This window comes from Gimesia algae (assembly GCF_007746795.1).
GTDB lineage: Bacteria > Planctomycetota > Planctomycetia > Planctomycetales > Planctomycetaceae > Gimesia > Gimesia algae.
In genome coordinates this window covers 598,864-622,301 of sequence record NZ_CP036343.1, presented here as the reverse complement: position 1 = coordinate 622,301, position 23,438 = coordinate 598,864, and the positions used below count along the sequence as shown (strand labels likewise).

General features: G+C 51.2%; 19 protein-coding genes. 8 read left to right on the top strand and 11 right to left on the bottom strand.

Translation table 11 applies throughout. The features are described 5' to 3' along the window. Positions 1–271 precede the first annotated feature (271 nt). Entirely contained in the window at positions 272–844 is a 573-nt protein-coding gene (locus Pan161_RS02255; protein WP_145223976.1) for an antibiotic biosynthesis monooxygenase, read from the top strand. A 70-nt stretch (positions 845–914) separates the two neighbouring features. Here Pan161_RS02255 and Pan161_RS02250 read toward each other — a convergent pair whose 3' ends face one another. From Pan161_RS02250 to Pan161_RS02230, 5 genes are all read right to left on the bottom strand, one after another. Next, the gene (locus tag Pan161_RS02250; RefSeq protein ID WP_145223975.1) at positions 915–1,739 is read right to left on the bottom strand and encodes a c-type cytochrome; all 825 of its coding nucleotides are present in this window, start codon (positions 1,737–1,739) and stop codon (positions 915–917) included. A 132-nt stretch (positions 1,740–1,871) separates the two neighbouring features. Continuing rightward, entirely contained in the window at positions 1,872–2,894 is a 1,023-nt protein-coding gene (locus Pan161_RS02245) for a DsrE family protein (RefSeq protein ID WP_145223974.1), read from the bottom strand. A gap of 59 nt (positions 2,895–2,953) precedes the next feature. Beyond that, complete coding sequence (locus tag Pan161_RS02240; protein ID WP_232103592.1) at positions 2,954–4,204, bottom strand: NAD(P)/FAD-dependent oxidoreductase; 1,251 nt, start codon at positions 4,202–4,204, stop codon at positions 2,954–2,956. A 223-nt stretch (positions 4,205–4,427) separates the two neighbouring features. Further along, positions 4,428–5,891, bottom strand: a complete 1,464-nt coding sequence (locus tag Pan161_RS02235; protein WP_145223973.1) for an MBL fold metallo-hydrolase — start codon at positions 5,889–5,891, stop codon at positions 4,428–4,430. After that, positions 5,891–6,763, bottom strand: a complete 873-nt coding sequence (locus Pan161_RS02230) for a sulfite exporter TauE/SafE family protein (protein WP_145223972.1) — start codon at positions 6,761–6,763, stop codon at positions 5,891–5,893. Before Pan161_RS02230 ends, Pan161_RS02235 begins: the two co-directional genes overlap by 1 nt. A gap of 601 nt (positions 6,764–7,364) precedes the next feature. Between Pan161_RS02230 and Pan161_RS02225 the strand changes: the two genes are divergently transcribed. The 3 genes from Pan161_RS02225 (at position 7,365) to Pan161_RS02215 (ending at position 13,074) form a co-directional block, all read left to right on the top strand. Then, complete coding sequence (locus Pan161_RS02225) at positions 7,365–9,446, top strand: amidase family protein (protein ID WP_145223971.1); 2,082 nt, start codon at positions 7,365–7,367, stop codon at positions 9,444–9,446. Between the two features lie 900 nt (positions 9,447–10,346). After that, positions 10,347–11,867, top strand: coding sequence for a threonine ammonia-lyase, biosynthetic (gene ilvA, locus Pan161_RS02220; RefSeq protein ID WP_145223970.1), 1,521 nt, complete (start codon positions 10,347–10,349; stop codon positions 11,865–11,867). Between the two features lie 190 nt (positions 11,868–12,057). Continuing rightward, positions 12,058–13,074 (top strand): alpha/beta hydrolase family protein, encoded by a 1,017-nt coding sequence (locus Pan161_RS02215; protein ID WP_145223969.1) that lies wholly within the window; start codon positions 12,058–12,060, stop codon positions 13,072–13,074. A 15-nt stretch (positions 13,075–13,089) separates the two neighbouring features. Here Pan161_RS02215 and Pan161_RS02210 read toward each other — a convergent pair whose 3' ends face one another. Next, entirely contained in the window at positions 13,090–13,995 is a 906-nt protein-coding gene (locus Pan161_RS02210) for a cyclase family protein (protein WP_145223968.1), read from the bottom strand. Between the two features lie 127 nt (positions 13,996–14,122). On the opposite strand from Pan161_RS02210, the gene Pan161_RS02205 reads away from it, so the two are divergent. Both Pan161_RS02205 and Pan161_RS02200 read left to right on the top strand, forming a co-directional pair. Beyond that, positions 14,123–14,815 carry a DUF1559 family PulG-like putative transporter gene (locus tag Pan161_RS02205; RefSeq protein ID WP_197995660.1) on the top strand — a complete coding sequence of 231 codons (693 nt, stop codon included), beginning with the start codon at positions 14,123–14,125 and terminating at the stop codon, positions 14,813–14,815. 450 nt (positions 14,816–15,265) lie between these two features. After that, positions 15,266–15,520, top strand: a complete 255-nt coding sequence (locus Pan161_RS02200) for a hypothetical protein (RefSeq protein WP_145223966.1) — start codon at positions 15,266–15,268, stop codon at positions 15,518–15,520. Between the two features lie 34 nt (positions 15,521–15,554). Here Pan161_RS02200 and Pan161_RS02195 read toward each other — a convergent pair whose 3' ends face one another. From Pan161_RS02195 to Pan161_RS30380, 5 genes are all read right to left on the bottom strand, one after another. Next, on the bottom strand, positions 15,555–16,115 hold the full coding sequence (locus tag Pan161_RS02195; RefSeq protein WP_145223965.1) for a hypothetical protein: 561 nt from the start codon (positions 16,113–16,115) through the stop codon (positions 15,555–15,557). Between the two features lie 85 nt (positions 16,116–16,200). Beyond that, positions 16,201–17,034 carry an SUMF1/EgtB/PvdO family nonheme iron enzyme gene (locus Pan161_RS02190; protein WP_197995659.1) on the bottom strand — a complete coding sequence of 278 codons (834 nt, stop codon included), beginning with the start codon at positions 17,032–17,034 and terminating at the stop codon, positions 16,201–16,203. Positions 17,035–17,200: 166 nt separating this feature from the next. Beyond that, on the bottom strand, positions 17,201–18,268 hold the full coding sequence (locus tag Pan161_RS02185; protein ID WP_390620738.1) for an alpha/beta hydrolase: 1,068 nt from the start codon (positions 18,266–18,268) through the stop codon (positions 17,201–17,203). 124 nt (positions 18,269–18,392) lie between these two features. Then, the gene (locus Pan161_RS02180) at positions 18,393–21,137 is read right to left on the bottom strand and encodes an MGH1-like glycoside hydrolase domain-containing protein (RefSeq protein WP_145223963.1); all 2,745 of its coding nucleotides are present in this window, start codon (positions 21,135–21,137) and stop codon (positions 18,393–18,395) included. 334 nt (positions 21,138–21,471) lie between these two features. Further along, positions 21,472–21,618 (bottom strand): hypothetical protein, encoded by a 147-nt coding sequence (locus Pan161_RS30380; RefSeq protein ID WP_197995658.1) that lies wholly within the window; start codon positions 21,616–21,618, stop codon positions 21,472–21,474. Between the two features lie 292 nt (positions 21,619–21,910). Here Pan161_RS30380 and Pan161_RS30375 point away from each other — a divergent pair, with 292 nt between their 5' ends. Beyond that, the gene (locus Pan161_RS30375; RefSeq protein WP_197995657.1) at positions 21,911–22,066 is read left to right on the top strand and encodes a hypothetical protein; all 156 of its coding nucleotides are present in this window, start codon (positions 21,911–21,913) and stop codon (positions 22,064–22,066) included. A 251-nt stretch (positions 22,067–22,317) separates the two neighbouring features. Beyond that, complete coding sequence (locus tag Pan161_RS02175; RefSeq protein WP_145223962.1) at positions 22,318–23,346, top strand: AAA family ATPase; 1,029 nt, start codon at positions 22,318–22,320, stop codon at positions 23,344–23,346. Positions 23,347–23,438 lie beyond the last annotated feature (92 nt).

The following is a 23,438-nucleotide window of genomic DNA, read 5'->3' as shown; positions in this document are numbered from 1 at the left end:
TAAATATATCGGGATTGCAGACCTGAATTATCAGATATTTTAAATGTTGTACAGACAATTATTCAAACCAGTCTCAGTACTTGCCACAACCAGATCCCCTAAGCTGTTATGCAATGATCTTTTATCGTTTTTAATATTTAAAAACCCAAAATAACCTGCTTTGTGACTGCTATAATACAGGAATATTTACTGTGGGATGATGTTGCTGACGACATCGTTTCTGGCTGGTAACTAAAGAAAGCAATTTACATTCCATGAAAGCTAAATTTAGATGTCCGCAACCAATTCTGACCCTGTGACCATGGTGGTGACAGCCCATCCCGCTCCCGGAAATCAAAAAGAGTGGGAAGAAACGCTGACGAATACGATTCAGGCCTCACTCAAGTTCCCCGGCCATCTGGGAACCACGGTCCTTAAACAGGAATCCACTCGGAAACCTACCTACCAGATTGTTTTGCGTTTTGATCAACTGGAGAATCTGGACCGCTGGAAAAGTTCACCGGAACGGGAGCACTGGATATCCAAGCTGCATGCATTGGAACATTGCCCTCCCGCGATCACTCATAACACCGGGCTGGAAACCTGGTTTGAATTGACACATCACGACGAACAACAGCAGGTCGATCACCCTCCCAAATATAAAATTGCTGTTATCGTATGGATTGCCGTCTATGTCTCCGTCATTCCTATTATCACCCTCATTCGTCCCTACATGAGTGAACTGCATTTTTTGCTCGCCAGTGCGATTACCACGACTATCACTGTCCCTCTCATGACCTGGGTCATGATCCCACTTTTGAGCTGGATGCTGAAAGGCTGGATGTATCCCGGTTCAAAAAAATAAAAGGACCAGTTACATCGACTCCCTTCACTCGATTTTGATAAATACATAGCCTGCACTCTGATTCAGAGACTCACCAGCCGTAGCTTCCCAGACCATCTGCCCCTGGTAAATGCTCCTCGAGTACAAATACGGGGCGTTCATGAGAATTGATATAGGCGGCTATATCCAGCGATTCCTGATCAGTAAGACCGGTATTGTCCATAGGCATTGCTACCTTCAGCCAGGCGGCCAACTTAGCATTCTGGCTCATTCCTGCCCCCGCATTATACGATTGTGCCCCCCAGACAGGTGGTCCCTCTTCTGTTCCGTTCCCCTCTTCTCCATGACAGTCGGCACACTTGTCTGTATATAAGATCGCCCCCCGTTCTGAATTCGCCAGATCTGTTTTGATATCGAGAGGCTTGACATGGTTCGGCCCCAATGGTTTCAGATGATTCATGTTGATCATGTGCCCCATCGAGAGCCAGGTAATATAAGCAGTAATCGCGGTCGAGACTTTACTTCCCAGCGGAGGACGTTTGCCGTTCTGGCTTCGCATGAAACAGTTCAAGACACGGTCTTCCAGAGTAATTACTCGCTTTTCGCGGGGAGACCAGGCAGGATACGCTGCAGCCGCACCGATAAAAGTGGCAGCATGCGGATCGGTTCCTGCCTTCAAATGACAGGAACTGCAGGTCAGTGAATTACCGACATAGTCTTTTGAGAGCGGGTGCACATTGGTCTGCTCTACAATCGCGCGCCCCAGTTTGACATGCTCACCCAGTTCATGGGGAGGATATTCGGCTGGAACTTTGTATTCTTCAGGTGGATCCTCAGATGCTTCAGTAAACAGTTTGACTGATAGAATACTTGCCGCAACAAGCAGAATGAAAAGAATACTCCAACGATGTCGCATGAGATACTTTCTTAGTGCTGATTATCAATTTAGTACTGAAACTGTACACCCCCGTCCACTTCTCACAATACCTTTCAACTCAGAAGTATACGCGTTCAGAAATCCTGGTTCTGTATGAATGAATACAAAACACTATTTTAATAAAGGCACATAAGCATATCCGTCTGTCTGAAGATTAACCAGTGATGTTAATGCGGAGACCGCAACATCGGCAAACACGACCACCTCTTCCGGCTGACTCCCTTTTCCGATCAGCGATTGACCACAGACATAAATCGCAACTCCTGCCTCATGCAGTTCGTGCAAGCATTCCAGGTTGGGATTACTCTTTGTTTTAAACCGTTCAGCATAAGCGTCATCATTCAGCGCACAAAGGGTGGCATCCCCATGCAATACTACGGCGATTTGAACCGACGCCGGGCTTTTACCGGCTCCCTGATAAATATTGATATACCTCGCGATTTTCTCAATGGAAGGATTCAACTGGTCGACTGCTCCCCCTTTGGTCAGATCAACACAGATTTTACTATCAGCCCGTGGTTGCTGGGCAGCGGCAGGTAATTGAACCACTTTCCCGTACTGTTGTATTGCCGGATGAATGTATTCCCGGTTTTTCACTTCATTTTTTGTTGTTGGAACGGGGTGGTTTTTCATTGCTTCGGGGAAACCACGTTTTGCAAATTCGGAAACCGTCTTCGCATGTTCTTTAATCAGTTTCACAACGTAGGGATTTTCTGAAGTCTCCAGCACACGAACCCCTGTGGGGGTATTCTCGGTGACCATTTTGATTTGTCCGGCGTGTTTAAACAATTCTGCAAACAGGGGGTCGCGCATCCGAATGGGCTGCTGCTTTTCAACTCGTTCTTTCATCCAGTAGACATGTTCCCTGATTTTCGCAGCAACCTGAGGATCATCCGATTCCGTTAGCGTCTGGACTCCGTTTGGCAGTTCCCGTACTTCGCGTTTGATTTTCTTATGATTGGTGAGCAGATAGCGAAAGTCCACATGATCGCGGTCATGCCCCTGTCCTTGCCCGTGGCCTCCTTTTCCTCGACCAGGACCGCGTCCACCCGGTCCACGCTGGGCCAGAGCGGAACCTGCTACCACACAGACCAGGATAATGAGCATCCCATTTCGTAGAAGTAATGTCTTCATTTGTTTCTTCCCTTTTAAATTCTCAGTTCTCGTGAAACAATCAGTTTATTTCAAAGCATTTAAACACGACCTTTCAGCATGCCCTTCCAGTACAACACGGGCAGCAGATATTTCTTCAGCAGCCACATACTCCAGCGCTCCTTCGCCTGATTGAAGGGGAACGTTTCGTCGGGAAGCTTGTCATAATCGAACTCTGCCAAAACCAGTTTTCCGTATCCGGTCACCAGAGGACAGGATGTGTAACCGTTATAGCTGGCTGTCAGTGGTTTGCCCGCGATCAGTGATTTCAGATTTCTGGTTACCACAGGAGCCTGCTTGCGAATGGCAGCTGCCGTTTTTGAAGTCGGCAGATTACTGCTGTCTCCGAGCGCGAATACATTGGGGAACCGCACATGCTGCAGCGTATGTTGATTAACATCCACCCAGCCCTTCTCATCAGCCAGAGGACCTTCAGCGATAAACGCCGGCGGCCCCATTGGGGGAGTGACATGGATCATGTCATAGCCGATGGCGCTCTCCTCTCCTGTTTCCAAATCGCGGAAGATCGCTTCCTTCGAGTCAGCAGAAATGGCAACCAGACTCTGATTGAACCGGGTCTCAATATCTTTTCGTTGAACAACCTGTTCCAGTACCTTCCGATATTTCTCAACGGCAAACAGACTACTGGTCCCTGAGACAAAGATGATTTTAGTCTTCTCCCTGACCCCCTGCTGACGAAAATAATCATCCGCCAGATAACAGATCTTTTGCGGCGCACCACCGCATTTGATTCCGGTGACAGGCTGGGTAAATATCGCTGTCCCTCCCTTGAAATGACTGATGTTGTCCCAGGTACTACCTACAGACTCGAAGGAATAATTACTGCAGACTCCTGCGTGTCCCAGATTTTCTTTTAACCCCTTGACGTCATCCCATTTGATCTGGATCCCGGCACACACAACAAGATAATCGTACTGTATAGTTCTTCCATCGCGAGTTTTTAAGCGATTCTGCTGTGGTTCAAATTCGACGACCGCATCACGAATCCATTTCGCCTTGCGGGGGATCACAGACGCTTCGTCACGGCGTGTTTTTGCCATGCGAAAGGTTCCCCCGCCTACGAGTGTCCAGGCAGGTTGGTAATAGTGGCTGTCCGAAGGCTCCAAGATAGCCACATCAAGTTGATTCGACCAGCCACGGGTGAGTTGGGCAGCAACCGTAATTCCTGCCGTCCCCCCTCCGACGATCAGAACCTGATGGTGAATCACCTGATCAGAGTCATGTATGGTCTGGTCAGGTTTCTGGCGGTTTTCACTGGTATGGGAAATCATTTTTGTTCTCCGGCAGACGGTGATATGAAACGGGAACTCTGATCATGGTGGTCAGTTTTTGACTGATGCCGTGCTGTGCCCCCGGGTATTTCAACTTGAGGCGGGCCCGACCTGTGGCAGCTTTTGAATCGACATGTATTGACTCCCAGACGAGGCAGGAGATACACATGAAACACGATCCATGCTGCGATGATTGAGAGTAAAACCAGGTACGGAATCATTCTTATTTCTCCAGAGAACAGGCTTTGATACTATTGGGACTGCAGGTGACTTTATCCTGAACCATAGAAGTCGACGGTAAACCAGCGGCCAGCCATGCCTGGAATCCGCCTGAGAGATTGATGACATCCATTCCGGCAGCCTGTAGAAAACTGGCGGCGATCGCCGATCGCGCAGAACTCTGACATTGCACGACAATTGGTTTAGAACGCTCCATTTCAGTCAGTTGTTCCGGAAGACGTCCCAGAAAATGATGTTCTGCCTGCGGGATATGACTGACATTCCATTCCGCGTCCGCACGTACGTCGATCAGTTTGACTTGGTTCGCTTCGATCCGTGGAGCCAGATCAGCGGGAGTAGCCACTTGATAACTTTCTGTCGCCAACCCTTGTGTGATGATTTCGGAGCGGCGAAACGCACCCTGTAACTGTTCATCAATACCAATTTTCTGTAATACACGAATTGCCTCTGCTAATTCAGCAGCTTCCGCAATGACATAAAGAGGCCTCGTGTAATCCACCAGCCAGCCGGCCCAGCTCGCCAGCATCGACAGGGGAATATTCACGGTTCCCGGTACATGGGCTTGTGAAAACTCTGCGGAAGGTGAGAGGTCAAGTATGGTCGCCTGATTTTGGAATTTCCCAATTTGATCTGGGGCCAGAAATTCAGGTAGTCCAGTATCCCCTATAATGAGAGGGCCTTCCTTATTCACGCGTTTCATGACAGCAAAATATTTCGGTGCTTCTGGCTGATCAGACAGAATATATTGTACGAAAGCAGCTTCATCATGATACTGCAATGCAGGATTGAACCGTTTTTCATAACCGACGGTTGAAGACGGAATCGCCCCCAGCCCTTTCCCGCAGGCACTTCCTGCTCCATGGGCAGGCCAGACCTGCAGGTAATCCGGCAGTTGTTTGAAACGTTCCGCCGAATGAAACAGCTGGTGAGCACCTGCTTCCGCACTCCCTTTAATTCCCGCTGCTTCTTCCAGCAGATCAGGGCGACCTATAGAGCCCACGAACACGAAGTCACCGGTGAAAATACCCATCGGCTCAGTCGCTCCGCCCCCCTGGTCTGTCAGCAGGAACGAGATACTTTCGGGAGTATGCCCCGGAGTATGCATCACCTGAAACTGAATATTTCCGATCAGAAACGTATCTCCGTCTTTCAGCAACTGTGAGTCATACTGCCCTGCATACTCATACTTCCATTCTGCCGGACCCTCATCTGATACATATAACTTGGCGCCCACGCGATCAGCCAGTTCACGGGCACCGGAAACATAGTCAGCGTGAATGTGTGTTTCCGCGACTGCAGTCAGCTTGAGGCCTTCGCGTTTTGCTGTTTCCAGGTATTGATCGATATCTCTGCCCGGATCAACGACAACTGCCTCTTTCGTTTTTTGACACCCTACCAGGTAAGAAGCATGGGCCAGTTTTGGGTCATAGAAATATTTCAATAACATCACTTTTCTCCTTTGTTATTATGAACAGAGATCAGACTCTTTGTTTGAATTTGATTCGCATGGACGATTCCAGGCGGGGCTGCGTCGGGCACTGAAGCATGCAAATATTTACCACCTTCATTGACAATGACAAATCCTCCCAGTAGAAGCAGAAATCCCGCAAATACTGTTTTCAACTTTTGCTGGTTCAGTCGAGTGTTAATTTGGCGCCCGATGATGCTGCCTATGATACCGATGACAGTGAAAATCAGAATCGTCTGCCAGTCGACCGACATATTGTTCGCCAGCAGATAGAATTCGTATTTTGTAAATCCAACCGCAGCCTGAAAGGCGATGATGACCAGACTGGTTCCGATGGCCAGACGCATGGGAAGTTTGCCGAGAAGAACTAACGCCGGCACGATCAGAAAACCGCCTCCAACTCCAACGAACCCGGTCAAAATGCCTGCGACGATGCCTTCCAGTCCAATTTTCCAGGCAGGGGATCGTTGAGACGAATCCTCACCTGCTGCATCCGTTTTTCCTGGTCTTCTAAGCATGATCAATGCGGCAGCCAATAAGACTCCGCCAAAAACAACCAGCTGAATTGCCTCAGCAGCAAGTCCGCCTAACCATGCCCCCACCAAAGTTCCCAGCATTCCGGGGAGCCCAAAAAAGAGAACATTACGCCAGTCGATCTGCTTCGAAGTTGCATAAGGAACCGCTGCAGCAATAGAAATCATACCCACGATTGCCATCGATTCAGTAATGGATTCTTTCGTCCCATGTCCCACCAGATAGATCAGAACAGGAACTGTGATCGCGGACCCTCCTGCCCCCAGAAGACCTAAGGTCAATCCAATCAGTAGAGAACCAGTCAAAATATAAAACATGACACTGTTCCGATTTGTCCAGATATTCTGTTTCGCAGGCTACAGACGAGCAGTTCGCCTTGACTTCCTGTCCTGCATTCACATTATATCGCTATATCACGATATTACTATATATCAAATAAAATAATGTATGATTTCTGGCACAGCGAGACAGTATTGAAGATTACGCGTGAGAACTCTGTTCTCTGATATGAAGTTGCTGATTGAAATGCCCTGCAGAAGAATCCATGCTTAAGTACCATCCAGCAGGTAGCTTACGAGATCCCAGCAAGTCACTCCTCGCTTGTGTTTCTGAACTTATCAGAAGATGGGACGGGTATTTTCGCATGCGTGGTTTGCCGACGGTCCGCTCCCCGCTTGAACTGGACACTTAACGAGGACTCAAATAAAGTATTCAGAGACTCCCATTGCGACAGGAAACGACTCAATGTTCTGCTAACAGGCTGATTCATACGAAATCGACTTTTCTTAAGTAGGAAGCCCAGTCTTGGAGCATGGTTTTTATCCGTGTAACATGTATAAATTCACGTACTGTTCAGTTAGTTTGTAACTGGCGCTGTCAGGACTGGCACTGTTTGCAATGATTTAGTAGGAAGATTGTATGAATCGCCTCGGCAGGATCTATGGCGTTTTATTTACCCTGATGGCATCTCTGTTGTGGGGCAGACTGTTCGCGGGAGAGGATAACACGCCGCGGTTACGAAAACTCGACTTCTCGCCCTTTCAAAATTCACTGGATCACTTTTCCAGCCACCGATTTACGGAAATCGAGGATTTGCTCCTTGATGCCACCATCCTGGATCTTCAGGCAGCGCTTCAAACCGGCAAACTGTCTTCAGAAGAACTCACGCTCTTTTTTCTCGATCGTATTCAGCGATTTGATGAGAACCTGCGGAGCTATGTCGAGTTGAATCCAAATGCATTAACAGAAGCCAGAGCCGCAGATGCCTCGAGAGTAAAAGGCATCGTACGTAGTCAATTACATGGGATCCCCATCAATCTCAAAGATAATATCAATACAAAGTCGCCCCTCCATACAACCGGTGGTTCGCAAATCCTGCTCAATCACAGTCCCGCATCGGATGCCATACTTGTGACTAAATTACGCGAGGCAGGTGCCATCATTCTTGGAAAAGCCAGCCTCTCTGAATTCGCAGGTGCTTTGACAATGGATCCGACGGGCGCCAATGCCGTCAGTGGTGCCGGCGTCAATCCCTACGATCCAGAACTTGAGGTCTCCGGTTCCAGTAGTGGCTCCGCCATTTCGACCACCGCCTATCTGACCACAGCCAGTGTCGGCACGGAAACTTCTGGATCACTCATCTCTCCCGCTTCCCAGAATGGATGCGTCAGCATGAAACCCAGCCTGGGAATGGTCAGCGGCAGAGGAGTCATCCCGCTGATCCGGTTCCAGGACTCTGCCGGCCCCATCACGCGAAATGTTACGGATGCCGCGATCATGCTGGGGGCAATCGATACCAAAGACATTGATTATCTTTCCGGGTTAAACAGAGATGCGTTAAAAGACGTGTCGGTCGGTATTCTGCGAGATGAAATTCTCTGGTCTTCGGGTCCTTCGCTCCCTCTGGAATTCTTATCTGACCAACATGCAATCATGCAGCGAATTGATCAGGGGTTGGAAAAATCGCACGCCATTCCACATACGATCCAGATTCCACCAGGATCTTCCGGTGCTTTAAATCAACTCATTTTTATGGGGCTTGCACAAGATACCGTTGGATACCTCATGAAAGCAGGTGCGCCTGTTAGCTCGCTCACAGACCTGAGAGATTACAATGCACAACAGCCTGAGATCCGCGTCCCTTATGGACAGTTGCTGGTCCACTATGGTTGTAAACTGATTGGTGTATTTGCAGATCAGGTCGGTTCTGAACAAGATGATCTGGCAAAACAGTATGAGCAGCTGGCTCTGCAACTGCGAAAACAGGCCGCCGCCACGCTCACCAGTATATTTGGTGACAATGAAATCGATCTGATCGTCAGCCTCGCGAATGATCAGTCTGCCCTTTACTCCACAGCAGGTTATCCGGCAATAACGATACCCCTTGGTCTGGATGACGCTGGTTCCCCCATCGGAGTCACTTTTATCGGTAAGCAGGGAGAGGATGGAAAGCTCCTGTCTCGGGCGTTCGCATTTGAGCAAACCACAAAATATCGAATCAACCCAGGCGCACCCTACAGGCATATTCTCAAATCCCACGGTATTGTCTTTCGGATCAATTCACCCGGCATTCACTTTGGTAATTCATTCACACTGACAGCGTCATCGAAACTCCATCCGGAAAAAGTGATCGAAGAAACATTGACCGGATTGATATCCGACATCCAAGCCAGGGACCTCAATCAGGATGGAACGCCCGAATTGTTTATCTTTATCAACGATGACACCGACGGAGAATCGCTCTTGATCTACTCAGCAGACAGCCGGACATTTCTTCAAAAGATTGTGATTCCAGAACTCACAGACACGTCGGGATACCACGGCAAGGATGACTACTCGTTAACTGACACAACCCTCATTCGCACGTTCCCACTGGACTCGGCAGATGCAGGTGAACAACTTCTTTCTCCAGATAAGTTTCGTAAGGTCACATACCGTTTAAACTCAATGATACTTGAGCAAACGGGCGCGAACGAGAGCAGCAGTCTACACTCGCGATAATACCATCTCTCCTGTCTTTTCACTGCACTCTGTCTCATTCCGGGAAATCCGCGCAGGCGGCAGACGTTTTACTCACCTCTTTTTGAAAATGATCTTTCCCAGTGCCTTCCCCGGCAGCATAAACTGTGAACCTAAGTCAGCAGGAGACATCAGCCCACACCTGCTCAGACTTTGCCAACTGTGAATATTCGACTTGACCTCGCTGCGCCGCTGGCGATAAGTGCTAAACTGAGTCGCGCGCGTGCCCAGTTTACAGTGCACTGAAACACACGACACTTGTTCTGAATCTTCACTGCAATACAGCCTGTTTTTTCCAGATTTGCACTGCCTGAAACCACACCCCTTCGTGATGTATCCCTGCGGGTCGCCGCACATCGCAGCCTTTCGTTCCGGCACCACCACTGCTCATACCAGTATCGTACCCGTATCAACAAATATCGCCGTATCCTTTGATGCCGCCCCCCTTGACGCCCCCGCGCCGCTGAAGAAAATCCTGTCGTATGAAACAGCAGGGCATCATAATACTTGAGCCAGAAACTCCTTCTTTCGAAATAGAAACATTGTTTGAGATCTACCATGTCAGGTCCCTTTCACGATAAAAAATAAGAATGGATGGTCCCGGACGCACATCCGGGACGAGCGCAGCGAGCAGAAAACTGAATGATCGTTTCACAGGGCAGAATAAACTCTCCCAACCCGGCAAATCAGATCCCAAACGCAACTCGCTAACAGCACACTGGCTTAATATTGAATTTACCTGTATTCTAACGGATCTCAACCAACTGCATGCAGATGAACACATAGAACCAGACTGTAGACATATTGAACCTGCACGGTTCCGCTTTGTCAGATAAGAAACACTTTACTATTAACGACCCCCTGCTGTAAAAGTCACACTTCATGGAAACACGTTTGCTGGATTACCTGCAGAGAATTCTCAATTCCCGCGTCTATGATGTCGCCATAGAATCCCCGCTGGAACTGGCGGAAAAACTGTCAAACCGACTGGGAAACAAGATCTGGCTCAAGCGCGAAGACAAACAGCCGGTCCACAGCTTCAAACTCCGTGGTGCCTACAATAAAATGTCGCGACTGACACCCGCCGAACTCGAGCGCGGCGTCGTCTGCTCGTCCGCCGGAAACCATGCCCAGGGTGTCGCCCTCAGTGCCCGTCAGCTCGGCTGCCAGGCGCATATTGTCATGCCCGTAACCACTCCCGAACTCAAATCCGACGCGGTCCGCGCACTGGGGGCCCAGGTCATCCTCTGCGGGGACAGCTATTCCGATGCCTACCTGCACGCACTCGAACTTCAGAAAAAGCATCAGTACGTCTTCGTCCATCCCTTTGACGATCCCGATGTCATCGCCGGCCAGGGAACCGTCGGCATGGAAATCCTCCGCCAGCACCAGCATCCCATTCACGCCGTCTTTGTCGCCATCGGCGGGGGTGGTCTCATCTCGGGAGTGGCCGCTTACATCAAAGCCGTGCGTCCTGAAATCAAAGTCATCGGCGTTCAGATGGCCGACTCCAACGCCATGCTGCAGTCCATTGAATCGGGTCACCCCGTCACCCTGCCCGATGTGGGACTCTTCTCCGATGGCACCGCCGTCAAACTGGTGGGCACGGAAACCTTCCGCCTGACACAAGAACTGGTTGACGACTTTGTGACCGTCGATACCGACGCCGTCTGTGCCGCCATCAAAGATGCCTTTGAAGATACACGCAGCATCCTCGAACCCGCCGGTGCCATGGGCATCGCCGGGATGAAACAGTTTGTCGCACAGCAGCAACTGCAGGGACAGGACCTGGTCGCCATCACCTGCGGCGCTAATATGAATTTTGACCGCCTGCGGTTTGTCGCCGAACGGGCCGAGGTCGGGGAAGAACGCGAGGCTCTGTTTGCCGTCACCATCCCCGAGGAACGGGGCAGTTTCAAACAGTTCTGTGAAATTGTCGGCCAGCGAAGTGTCACCGAATTCAGTTATCGTATCTGTGATGAACGTGAAGCCCATGTGCTGGTCGGCCTGTCGATCCGTAATCGCAGCGAAGTTCCGGAAATCACAGACGACTTCGCTTCCCGGGGATTCGTCGCCCTCGACCTGGTCGATAATGATCTGGCCAAGGACCATCTCCGCTACATGGTGGGCGGCCGCAGTCCCCTCGTCGGCAATGAACGGCTCTACCGCTTCGAGTTTCCCGAACGCCCCGGCGCACTCATGCGGTTTCTCTCACGCATGCATCCCAGCTGGAATATCAGTCTGTTTCATTACCGTAATCAGGGCTCCGACTTCGGACGCATCCTGGTCGGTATCCAGGTCCCCGCTGACGAGTTGCCGGACTTCCAGGACTTTCTCGCCACATTAGGTTACCGCCACGTCGATGAAACAGCCAACCCCGTCTATCGCCTGTTTCTGCGTTAACCATTCCGGTTAATACTAAAGTCCCCTCGCTTTTCAATCCGGATTTCATAAAATCAAGCGACACACTTGCTGTTCCCAGGTGTTAAACAGGTGTAACCTTTTCACTGCTCTGCGATCTGAGCGCCATCATATTTACTCACTATCGAAATCCAGTCGCTCATAAAGCAGTAAGCTAAAGCAGGATGAACCCATGAAACTTCTGTCACTCTGTCTCTTTCTGACCGCCAGTCTGCTGCTGCTCGACCACAATTCCGCACTGGCAGAGCCATACAATCCCCTGAAAACGATAGAAAACAGCTCATCGAAACCAATCGACATTACGATGCGGGACAAAAACCGGGATCGGGACATTCCCCTGCGAATTTACCTCCCCGCACAGAAACAGGCGGCTCCGGTCGTGCTGTTCAGCCATGGTCTGGGTGGTTCGCGAACCGGCTGCCAGTATCTGGGAGAACACTGGTCAGCCCGCGGTTATGTCGTCGTCTACATGCAGCATGCCGGTAGCGATGAAGCAGTGTGGAAACAGGCGCCCCTCCTCGAACGACTCAAGGCGATGAAAGCAGCGACCACGGTGCAGAATACGGTCGACCGCTACCAGGATGTCTCTGCCGTACTCGATCAACTGGCACTATGGAATAACGACTCCACAAGTCAGTTCCACAAAAAACTGGACCTGCAGCACATCGGCATGTCCGGTCATTCCTATGGCGCGGTCACCACCCAGGGAGTCAGCGGCCAGGCCTGGCGGCTCGTTGGCCAGCGGTTTACCGACCCCCGCATCGAAGCCGCCATCATGTTCAGCCCCAGTACACAAGGCAGAACCGACCCCGCGCTCTCGTTTGGCGAAGTGAAAATTCCCTGGCTGCTGTTGACCGGCACGAAAGATACTTCCCCCATCAACGACACGACCGTCGAAGACCGCCGCAAAGTCTTTCAGGGTCTGCCCGACTCAATCGACAGATACGAACTCGTGCTGATCGACGCCCCGCACTCCGCCTTTGCTGACGGCAACGAACGCCCGGGCCGTTTTCGTCGCAATCCTAAATATCATGAAGAGATCCTGGCCGTCACCACCGCTTTCTGGGACACCTATCTTCGCCGGAACGAAAACGCCCGAGTCTGGCTCCAGGGCAAACCTTGCCAGCAACAACTCGACCCCCAGGACGAATGGCAGTTCCAGACACGGTCAGGAAAGAAAGCAGAATAGAAGTGTCAGGAAAATTCACGGCAGGATCGCAAACACCCGTGCCGGGAAGCCTGAGCCCCCTTTGGGTTTCGGAAACGTCACCACCGCCAGGGCTCCCGCTTCGGGCAGTTGATCCAGATTCGTTAAGAGTTCAATCTGATAATGGTCCTGACTCAGAATATAAGTTTCCAGGGAATATTCGTCTTTGGTGGTAGCGATGCCGGGGTCGGTATCGGTCGTTTCGTGTCCGGAAGCGGTGATGCCACGAACTTCGTAGAGATATTTGAGCACATCCAGGCTCCAGCCCGGGTAATGGGCAACGCCGTTTTTGTCTGAGTTGTGCATGGCACCTTGATCGGGCCAGCGCTTCGACCAGTCGGTCCGCATCACCGCAAACGCGCCTTTCGGAACCAGGCCATGTTGCGCCTCCCATTGGCGGACATCGTCCATCGTGATCGTGTAATCCGGATTATTTTCGACCGCTGCATGCACATCAAATACGACTAGAGGCATGATCATCTCTTTGACAGAAATCTCATCCAGCGTGCGGCCCCCTTTGACAAAGTGCGCAGGCGGATCGGCGTGTGTCCCCCACTGGCCGACATGACAGTACATCTGCGCGAAAAAACCCGATCCGAGCGTATCGGGCCGTTTGTCGTACCAGTAAATGGTCTTCACACTCTCATCGGGAAAACCAGGCCAGTGCGGAATTCCCGGCTCGAAAGCATGCGTCAGGTCGACGAACTTCTTCTGCTGCAGGACCTCATACACCTGCGCCAGGCTGACCTCTCCTGTCTTGTTCTGAGTCGCCTCCGTCGCAACGACTTCTGAGACCGGCGAAGGGGATTCCTGGCTGCATCCGCTGAACCCCGGAAGCACCAGCAGGCAGAGAAATGTCAAAGCAGCGATACGTTGATGGCAGGTGGTGTGAATCTGAATCATCTCTGGTCCCGAATGTTTAAGTGGAATTGCAGCCAGCTGAAAATAAATTTGCTCTCCGTTGATTTTCCTGTAATGATGAGCTCTCTACAAGCATTATATGCTCCCTGATTCCGCCGAGGGCTCCCTGATGACAAACTCACCACTTCGCAAGAAAATCGGTTACACAGTCCTGATGCTCCTGGTTCTGGTTGTGGCATTTGATCAGTTCTTGCGCTATTGTCAGACTCGACTTGAACCTTATAACGGCACTCCCCCGCTCAAAAACACGATGAAATTGCTGGGGCTGGCGCTCCATAATTATCAAGAGCGACATGGGTCACTGCCAGATGACATCAGGGACACATCAACGGGCGAGAACCTGCTCAGCTGGCGTGTGCTTCTACCTGAAGAAGTGAGTGAGACGCTGCCTGGTTATCAAAATTCCGAACCGTGGGACGCCCCCGGCAACCGCGAGCTGACGGGTTTGCTTCCCGATCTGTATGAACATGCGGGCAACGACAGGCCGGTCACTCTGAGTGACCAGCGTGTGGTCGGCCTGACGAGTGCCCTGGGGGTGAAAAATCCCAGCGGCAACTGGAACGGCACCGACACGGACAGCGAGCCGGTCCTTTCTATTAACGGCAAACCGGTCCTTTGCGTCGGCGTCGCTGCAGCGGAACGTGTCACCTGGACCAGACCGGTCGATTATTCGATCTCCGAGGTAATCGACCAACTGCAGCGGGACCAGGCCAGTACCTCACCCACAATCCAGTACGCCCTCTTCGCAGACGGCCACGTCATCCAGCCCCCGTTCACCTGGAAGCTGAGCGAGCCTGAGTAATCGATGGCAACGGTCTACCTCCGCTTCACATCACCCCTTCGCAGGTCGGATTCTGTCCTATGCTTGAGTCAGAATATCAATCGGGCCAGCTAACATCAGGACAAGTAGCATATAGAGAAATAGAAAAGGTACACGCAGCAGACTCAAACAGATACTGAAATACTCCCCAGCGATTCCTGGGAATGATACAGCAGATTCAGTTCTTCGATGTCGAGCGTATTCGCCAGATCGGCTAACTGCTGCGGGTAGTTGAGTAGTCGCAACTGTCAGCCGGTCGCAGATTCCAGTTCCTGGATTTCGGCATCTGTCATAAGCTTATTGTTCCGGTTCAAGGTGAGAAACAGCACGATCCAGATATGCCATCGAGTTCAAGTCATCTTCTCTGTTCTCCTGGCAGGGACACTGGTACTACTCTGTCAACGGATCTGCGACCGCCGGCTGGAACCGGCAGTGATACTCTGGGCCTCTTATACCGCAGGTTGGCTGTTTTTTGTGACCGTCTCGATTGCGAAACGTCTGGACGATTCGTGCTACCTGATCGTTTTACTCTGCTCGTTACCAGTTTTTTTGTATGTAACAATTCTGCTCGGCGCGGAAATCCGCTCTCGCCGGTTTGATGTGACCACTCTGGTCGCGACCACAGTCACCCTGTTTGCCAGTTGTCAGATACTCGTGGATGCAGCGCTGAACTCGATCGTGATTTGATTGCTGGATCGAGAAACTAAAGCGCCCACACCAGCTAACGGAACAGGCGGGGAGTACTCAGTCTATAGCCCGTGAGTCCAGCTGCTTCGATTTCCCCTTTTAGATCTTTGCGTATATAACATCCAGGAAAACGGGCTGGTCGATAAAGACTGAACAAGGCAACGTCATGTAAAGCTTCACAGTCAAGAATCAGATCTTCCGCCTCGGCATAAGCTGCCTCAGGTGGAATGCTCACCGGTGGTTGCGGCAACTGCAACCACCAGTAATCAGGAAGCTCCGTGCCGCGATGGATGACCGGTACCGGGTAAAACCGGTGCAGTGGCAGTTTGAACGTCTCCAGGATTGACTTGAACTTCCCGCTGATCAGCCAGCCGCAGTTCCGGATCGGTGCCGAGCTGATCAGATCAGTAACGATCGCCCGGTCAGCCAGCAGAACTGTATTGAAGTTGGGCGCGAAGTCGGGTAACTCATCGAAGGACAGCTGGTGTATGGAATCCGGCGCATCATAATCATAGTCGGCCCCCATCGTCTGGTGTTGCGGGACCACGCCTACCCCCTCAAAGTGGTCTTCAAATTTATAAAACTTCGGCTTCATCGGATGCTTTCTCACATAACAACATTGCGGGAGGACAAGAGCCCTCATTGAAATATGAATGCGCGGGTATAAAACAGAGGCCGTTTCAGAGCTGAACCGAGACGGTACGACGGACATGCGCACCGAAGATCGGTTTATCTTCCAAAGAGGTTTGAGAATGATAAGAATACGACGTTGCCAGCAGGTGCCACTCGAACATATAAGGTAAGTCTCCCCCACAACTCATTCCGCCGCCATCCCCGCCGCGCATGACACCGGGTTCTGCCACCAGTTCCCATTTCCAGGGATTGTTCGCGATTGTTAACCCAAAAGCATTGGGTAACGCATGCAGCCAGTTCTGATCTGCAGACGGGCTCCGGTTGAGTGGTCTATGATCGCCCCAGCGATAGAGTGTGCCGGCCCCTGCACCGCAGGCATATTCCCATTCGTCTGAAGTGGGAAGCCGGAACCCCTGGGATTCCAGCTCCGCTTTGATCTGTGAATGACGCACTGCCGGTTCTAAATACGCGGGGGGATTGTCCTGGACCTGCTTCCTTCCGGGAATCCGGGCCTGTGCCTCCAGAAGAAAGGGAGAGAGGGAGACCGTACGCGACGGCGTCAAAAGCTCATCAAGATAATCGTCGAAGGAAATTTCAGATTCGAATTCCGCACGGGCCATCTCCCAGAGTTCTGTTTCTTCTTCCGTAAGCGGAAATGGCCGCTCCCAGGTAAATCCCAGCTGGAGCGTCTGTCCGGGAATGAGCACAAATTCCTCGCAATCGTATGTGAAGATCGCCAGGGTATTTTTCTGCTCCCCCGACTGAAACGTCCTGATGCCGGAATAGGCAAAACGGACGGGGAGCGCTTTCACAGCTGCGATCGCCGCATCGACCCGTTCAGAGTTCGTCAGTCTGTTCCACGTATCGAGTTGCATCGACATGGACATTACCTGAAACTATTGAGCAATGTAAAACGCCCAGACTTCAAATCCAGTAAGCTTACACTGACCGTTTCCTGTTCGCTGCGCTCACCCCGAATTGCGTTCGAGGCTACTCTTTTTCCTTCCATAATCGTACTTTTAGAACTGTTCATAGTTTACAACCGAATCATTCAGCATGATATCCCTGCCACATCCAGATCAGTGTATCAGCCAAAGTCTGTTCGAAGACTTTGCGGTCGCAGTGTCGGGTGCCTTTGCTGAAGACGTAGCGGTAGTCGTAGCCTTTGGCCTTGAGGGCAGCGGCGGTCCGCTTGTTGGCCATCACCCAGTTGTGATAAGTTTCTTCAGGGTCGTTGGCACGGAGGTCATTTTCGGCGACGTGCGTGAAGATTCGCAGCGGCTTCTTGTCGCTGTTTTCGATCAGCTTCATGCTGGAATGGTATTCCCAGGCACCCAGGGGGAACTCTGCTTCTTCAGGGGCATCGTCGTCCTGCTGATCGACGAACGTGCCGGAATAGGTAATCAGGCGACGGAACAAATCGGGACGGAACCAGCCCATTGTCAGCGCCGCCGCTCCGCCCGAACTGCAGCCCATGGTAGCCCGGCCCCAGGGATTGTCGGTAAAAGCAATATGGGGGTAAGCAGCTTTGATCTCTTTGTTGTTAAGAACCGCTGGCAGGACTTCGTCATTGATGAAGCGGGCATAGCGATCGGACATTGTATCGTACTCCAGGCCACGCTCACTCCCCTTCCCGTCGTTACCGCCATTCTGGACGCCAATCACGATAAACGCCGGCAGTCGACGTGCGGGGTCTTTGGAGATCGTCAGGTTGTCCAACGCATTGCAGACCAGGTCCATACGGCTCGGCCCATCATGCGTCACCAGAATCGGCGCTTTCGTGCCATCTTTGTACTCAGCGGGAACGTAGACGAATATCTTGCGTGTTTTCCGCACCGGCTTTTTCGGGTCGAGAGTCTTATCGGTACCGGGAAAGATCTTGCTGTCCGCCAGAGGCATCTCGAATTCAAAATGTTTTCCTTTGGGATTTCCCTGGTCAGTCAGATCGGCGGCGATCTTGTAGTCGGGGCCAATCACATGATTCCCATTCCCTTGCTTGCCTGGATCTTCTGTATATTTCTCAGCAGAAAACACGACACTGGAAGTAAATCCAGCTACAGCGATTGTGAGAAAATAACAGAAATGTTTCGATTTGAGCAGCATCATATATTCCATCGATTGCAGGTGACAAGTGGAAAAGAAATCAGAACCAGCCATAAAGGCTACTCGATTTCGTGTCCCTGATCAATTTCGCAATCGATAATTTCAAGATTGGAATATAAGCGTCAGCCCCTGCCCGTTAAGGACCCTGCTCAGTTTCCTCTGGCTGCATCGTTCCCGGTGCTGTCTGCTGGCTTTGGTCACCCTCCTTACAGCGACTGGCCAGCGTCCCCAGAATCGGTGAAATCAGCGCTGTCCAGCCAGTCTGGTGGCTGGCTCCTAATCCGCGTCCTGTTTCCGCATCAAAGTATTCATAGAACAAAACCAGATCTCGCCAGTGCGGATCATTCAGTAAGCTATCGGTTCGCGCGTAACTGGGACGTCCCCCATCTTCTTTCGAGAGAAACAGCCTCGACAGTCGTTTACGAATTTCGTCAGCCACTTCCTGCAGATCCATGTAATTACCTGAACGTGTCGGACATTCCACCCGCAGCGATTTGCCATAAAACAGGTGATAGCGTTCCAGCGCTTCAATCAACAGATAGTTGAGCGGAAACCAGATCGGCCCCCGCCAGTTGGAATTACCGCCGAACAGGCCACTGTCCGACTCCGCCGGCATATACTGCACACACAGCCGTTCTCCGTTCAGGTCGTATTCGAACGGATGCTCTTCGTGATATTTCGAAAGCGACCTGATCCCGTAGTTTGATAAAAACTCGTCTTCGTCCAGCAGATAACGTAACATTCGCAACAGACGCTCGCGGGTGGGAATCGCCAGCAGGCGGCGACCGCAGTTTTCCGTCTCCTGATCACGTTCCATATACGTCATGAATTTGGTCAGATCGGGACGGCTTTTGAGGAACCAGTCCATCCGCTTGCGAAAGCCGGGCAGCTTATCGATTGTCTCGTCAAACAGCACGTCGACCGTAAACAGCGGAATCAGCCCGACAATCGAACGGATTTTCAACGGGATACTCCGACCATCCAGGTGTAGATGGTCGTAATAGAAACCATCCTCTTCATCCCACAGACCGGTCCCGTCCAGCGAGTTCATCGCTTCGGCGATCGAAACGTAATGCTCGAAGAATTTCGACGCCATGTCTTCATAAGCCGGGTTGCCATCTGCCAGTTCAAAGGCAATGGACAGCATGCTGGAACAGTAGAACGCCATCCACGCGGTCCCGTCTGCCTGCTCCAGGTGTCCCCCCGTGGGTAAGGGCTTGGAACGATCAAAGATCCCGATGTTATCCAGCCCGAGAAAGCCACCACTGAAGACATGCTTGCCGCGGATGTCTTTGCGGTTCACCCACCACGTAAAGTTCAACAGCAACTTTTGAAACACGCGTTCCAGAAAGTTGCGATCGCGGTCACCATTGGACGCAGTCATCTGATACACGCGCCAGCAGGCCCAGGCATGCACGGGCGGATTCACATCGCTGAAGTTCCACTCGTAAGCGGGCAGTTGCCCATTGGGATGCATATACCATTCACGCAGGAACAGGATCGCCTGATCCTTCGCGAAATAGGGATCGATTTTGGCAAACGGAATCAGGTGAAACGCGGAATCCCAGGCGGCGTACCACGGGTATTCCCACTTGTCGGGCATCGAAATAATGTTCCGGTTGTACAAGTGCCCCCAGTCGGCATTTCGCGGGCTCGGCAACCCCGGTGAGGGGGTTTCGTCTTCCCCTTTGCGTGGATTCTTCAACCAGCGGGGAATCACATAGTGGTAGAATTGTTTCGTCCATAACAGGCCGGCATTGGCCTGCCTCATGATCTGCTGTTCGTCCGACGAAAGTCCCGGCGAGACCAGCGATTTAGAATAACGGTCCGCTTCATCGATCCGTTGCTTGAACACATTATCAAACCCGGAGCCAAACGCTTCCACCGGCAGTACATCCACTGCCGACATGCGAAAGCGAAACTCGACGGACGCGCCAGCAGGAACCGTGCACTGATAATGGGCGGCTGATTTGGTCCCCTTGGGTCGTGGATTGACCACACCCTGGACCCCTTCCACCACTGCCAGATGAAATGCATCCTTGCAGGAAGGTCGTTTGCTGTCAGGATCATCAAACCGCCAGGTATTTGTTTCGTTCTCGGTAAACATCCACTGCGGAAGTTCTCCGTCGGGTCCCGCATCTGCAATCAGCTGAAAATCGCCCAGTGATTCATGTTTCGCCAGCAACCGGTCCGCTTTCAGTTTCGCCAGGCTTGGCTTTTGCTTGGGCCGCTCCTGAGTTTCCCCCCAGCTCCATGTATTACGAAACCACCAGGTCGGCAGTAAGTGCAGCGGTGCTTCTTCCGGCCCGCGATTAAAAACGGTGATACGAATCAGAATGTCTTCGTCAGCCGCCTTGGCATATTCAATTTCAATATCGAAATAACGTGCTTCATCAAAGATGCCGGTATTGGTTAATTCGTATTCAGGCTCTTGCCGCGAACGTTTTGCGTTTTCTTCGCGGAGCTTCGCATACGGGAATTCAGCCTGCGGATATTTGTAGAGTGCCTTCAGATACGAATGAGAGGGAGTCGAGTCCAGGTAGTAATAGGCCTCTTTGACGTCTTCCCCATGGTTGCCTTCCGGCCCGGTGAGCCCGAACAGTCGCTCTTTAAGAATCGGGTCTTTGCCGTTCCACAAAGTCAGCCCGAAACAGAGCCGGCACTGACGGTCGCAAATTCCCAGCAGACCATCTTCCCCCCAGCGATAGGTGCGCCAGGTGGCTCCTTCATGGGTGAAATTCAGCCACGGATCACTATCTGCGGTGCTTTCCCGCACAGTCCCCCACTGACGCTCAGCCAGATACGGTCCCCAGCGTTTCCAGTTGGCACCAGATTCACGCTCCGATTCGGTGACAAGACGATCCCATTCTACTTCAGACATAAATGTATATACTTTGTTAACGTTCAGGCAGAGGCAGGCATGCCCGATAATTTTGCAGGACGTGCGCAAGAATATTGCTTTCCTGCACAGGAATCAATATCGCGGCACCAGAATTACGCTTCTGTTACTCTAATTGCGAATTTCATTCCCATCATTCATGTCTAATAGGAATTCCCACGAAAAGCAACCAACAGACCAACTCTTAATAAATTCAGCCACTTATGGCTTTACCCGGTCAAGGCATTCACACAAATCGACCATCGCAGGTAAATTAAAAACGACGTTTTCGATTACCGACGCCTGGCACTGGTTCCCTGTTTGCTCGCTACAGCCACTAACCATAATTCCAGTTGAGAAAGCCGATGCTGGAAAGACCAAACGAGAAAAAGGAACCAGGCTTATGCTGCTGATCGACGGAAACAGGCTCCCCTCCCTCAATACGGTCTTCTTCCACACTCAAGAGGGCGTCCCATTTAATCATAGCGTCACTCAATCTGTCAGACTCAGTTCAAATACCTCTGGAGACGCTACAGTAAAACGGGACACAGTCTACCCGCGCAGTTTGGAGATTCGAGTAAAGTGTCTAATATCCGCAACGGCAAGAATTTTCAGAGAACTTACGATGTGTTTAAAACGGGCTGGGTGTTAAGATAAAAGACGAACGATACTAAGATAAGTTTCAGGCTCCACCCCCGAAAATAATTCCACTTTTAATTACTTCGCTCCAGTTTAATTATTACCTGTCAACACAATCCTCGCAACGAGTATTCCAAATGAAACAAAACTACTTGCTCTCACTATTAATCTTCGTTGCCGTGCTGGTGTTGTTGAATTTCTTCTTTCAACTGCATATTTCCATCTTTGGCAGTATCGTCCTGACGATCGTCGTCAACCTTGTGTTTAATCTCATTTTCAGTCGCAAGCCCTGATTCAGCCATGGGCATTGCAGTTGAAAATGAACCGCGCCCCAAGACTCTGCGATGGGGCAATATGCCCCACAGGGGCAGACTGTCACGTTAACAGGAAAGAGATTTGTGTTCTCGTATTGAAATATCATCTCAAATCCAGTGAAATATTCAAGTTTATGGAATCAAAACATTTGGCACGCAAGATGCTTCTTGTTTACTAGCCGCAGACAAGCAGGCACGTTTTCATTTTCCAGGATTAGAGGAGTTTGAGCATGACGAGTCCATCAACAACGAACAAGAATCATTCTGATACTAAAAATCAGATCAAGCATCTGACTGAGGAAATCGAAGCTCACAGCGAACCGTTTCGACGGATTGTGGGACAAGTCAATCACGTGCTTGTGGGCCAGGAGAAGTTAGTGCACCGCATGCTGATCGGTTTATTGACACGCGGTCATCTCTTGATTGAAGGAGTCCCGGGACTCGCCAAAACCACCGCGGTGGCAAGCTTGGCGAAAGCGATTAATACCGGTTTTCAACGTCTACAGTTTACTCCGGATTTACTGCCAGCCGACCTCATTGGCACACAAGTATACCGTCCACAGGATCAATCGTTTGTGGTTCAGAAGGGGCCGATCTTTTCAAACTTGATCCTCGCGGATGAAATCAACCGTGCCCCGGCCAAAGTACAGAGTGCATTGCTGGAAGCGATGCAGGAGCGACAGGTCACCATTGGTGGAGAAACATTTCCACTCGAAGAGCCGTTTCTGATTATGGCGACTCAGAATCCCGTCGAACAGGAAGGGACATATCCCTTGCCGGAAGCGCAAAGCGATCGCTTCATGTTGAAGGTGGTAGTCGACTATCCGAATCGGGATGAAGAGTTACAGATTTTGCGCCGCATGAGTAAAACCGCGACGAACGTCGAGATCGAGTCGGTCACCTCACCTGCCGAGATCATGCATGCTCGCAAATTGATTGATGAGATCTATGTGGACTCGAAAGTAGAACACTACATCGTCGACCTTGTCATGGCAACACGCAAGCCGGAAGCCTATGGGTTAAACCTGGATGGCTTGATTCAGTTCGGTGGTTCTCCCCGAGCAACAATCAACCTGGCTTTGGCAGCGAAGGCGAATGCCTTCCTGGCTGGGCGCGGATATGTGAAACCGGAAGATGTCAAAGAGATCGCTCTTGATGTATTACGCCATCGCGTGATGATCACTTATGAAGCAGAAGCGGAAGACCGTACCAGCGAATCGATCGTCAATGAGATCCTCGCACACGTCCCCACTCCCTAGTGCTTTGTCAAGCTGCAAATTGAGGGTTGAGGGTGTTGCTTACGTGCTCCGTTGTCGCACTCTCCTGATATCTATCAACCCATTTTTAAAAA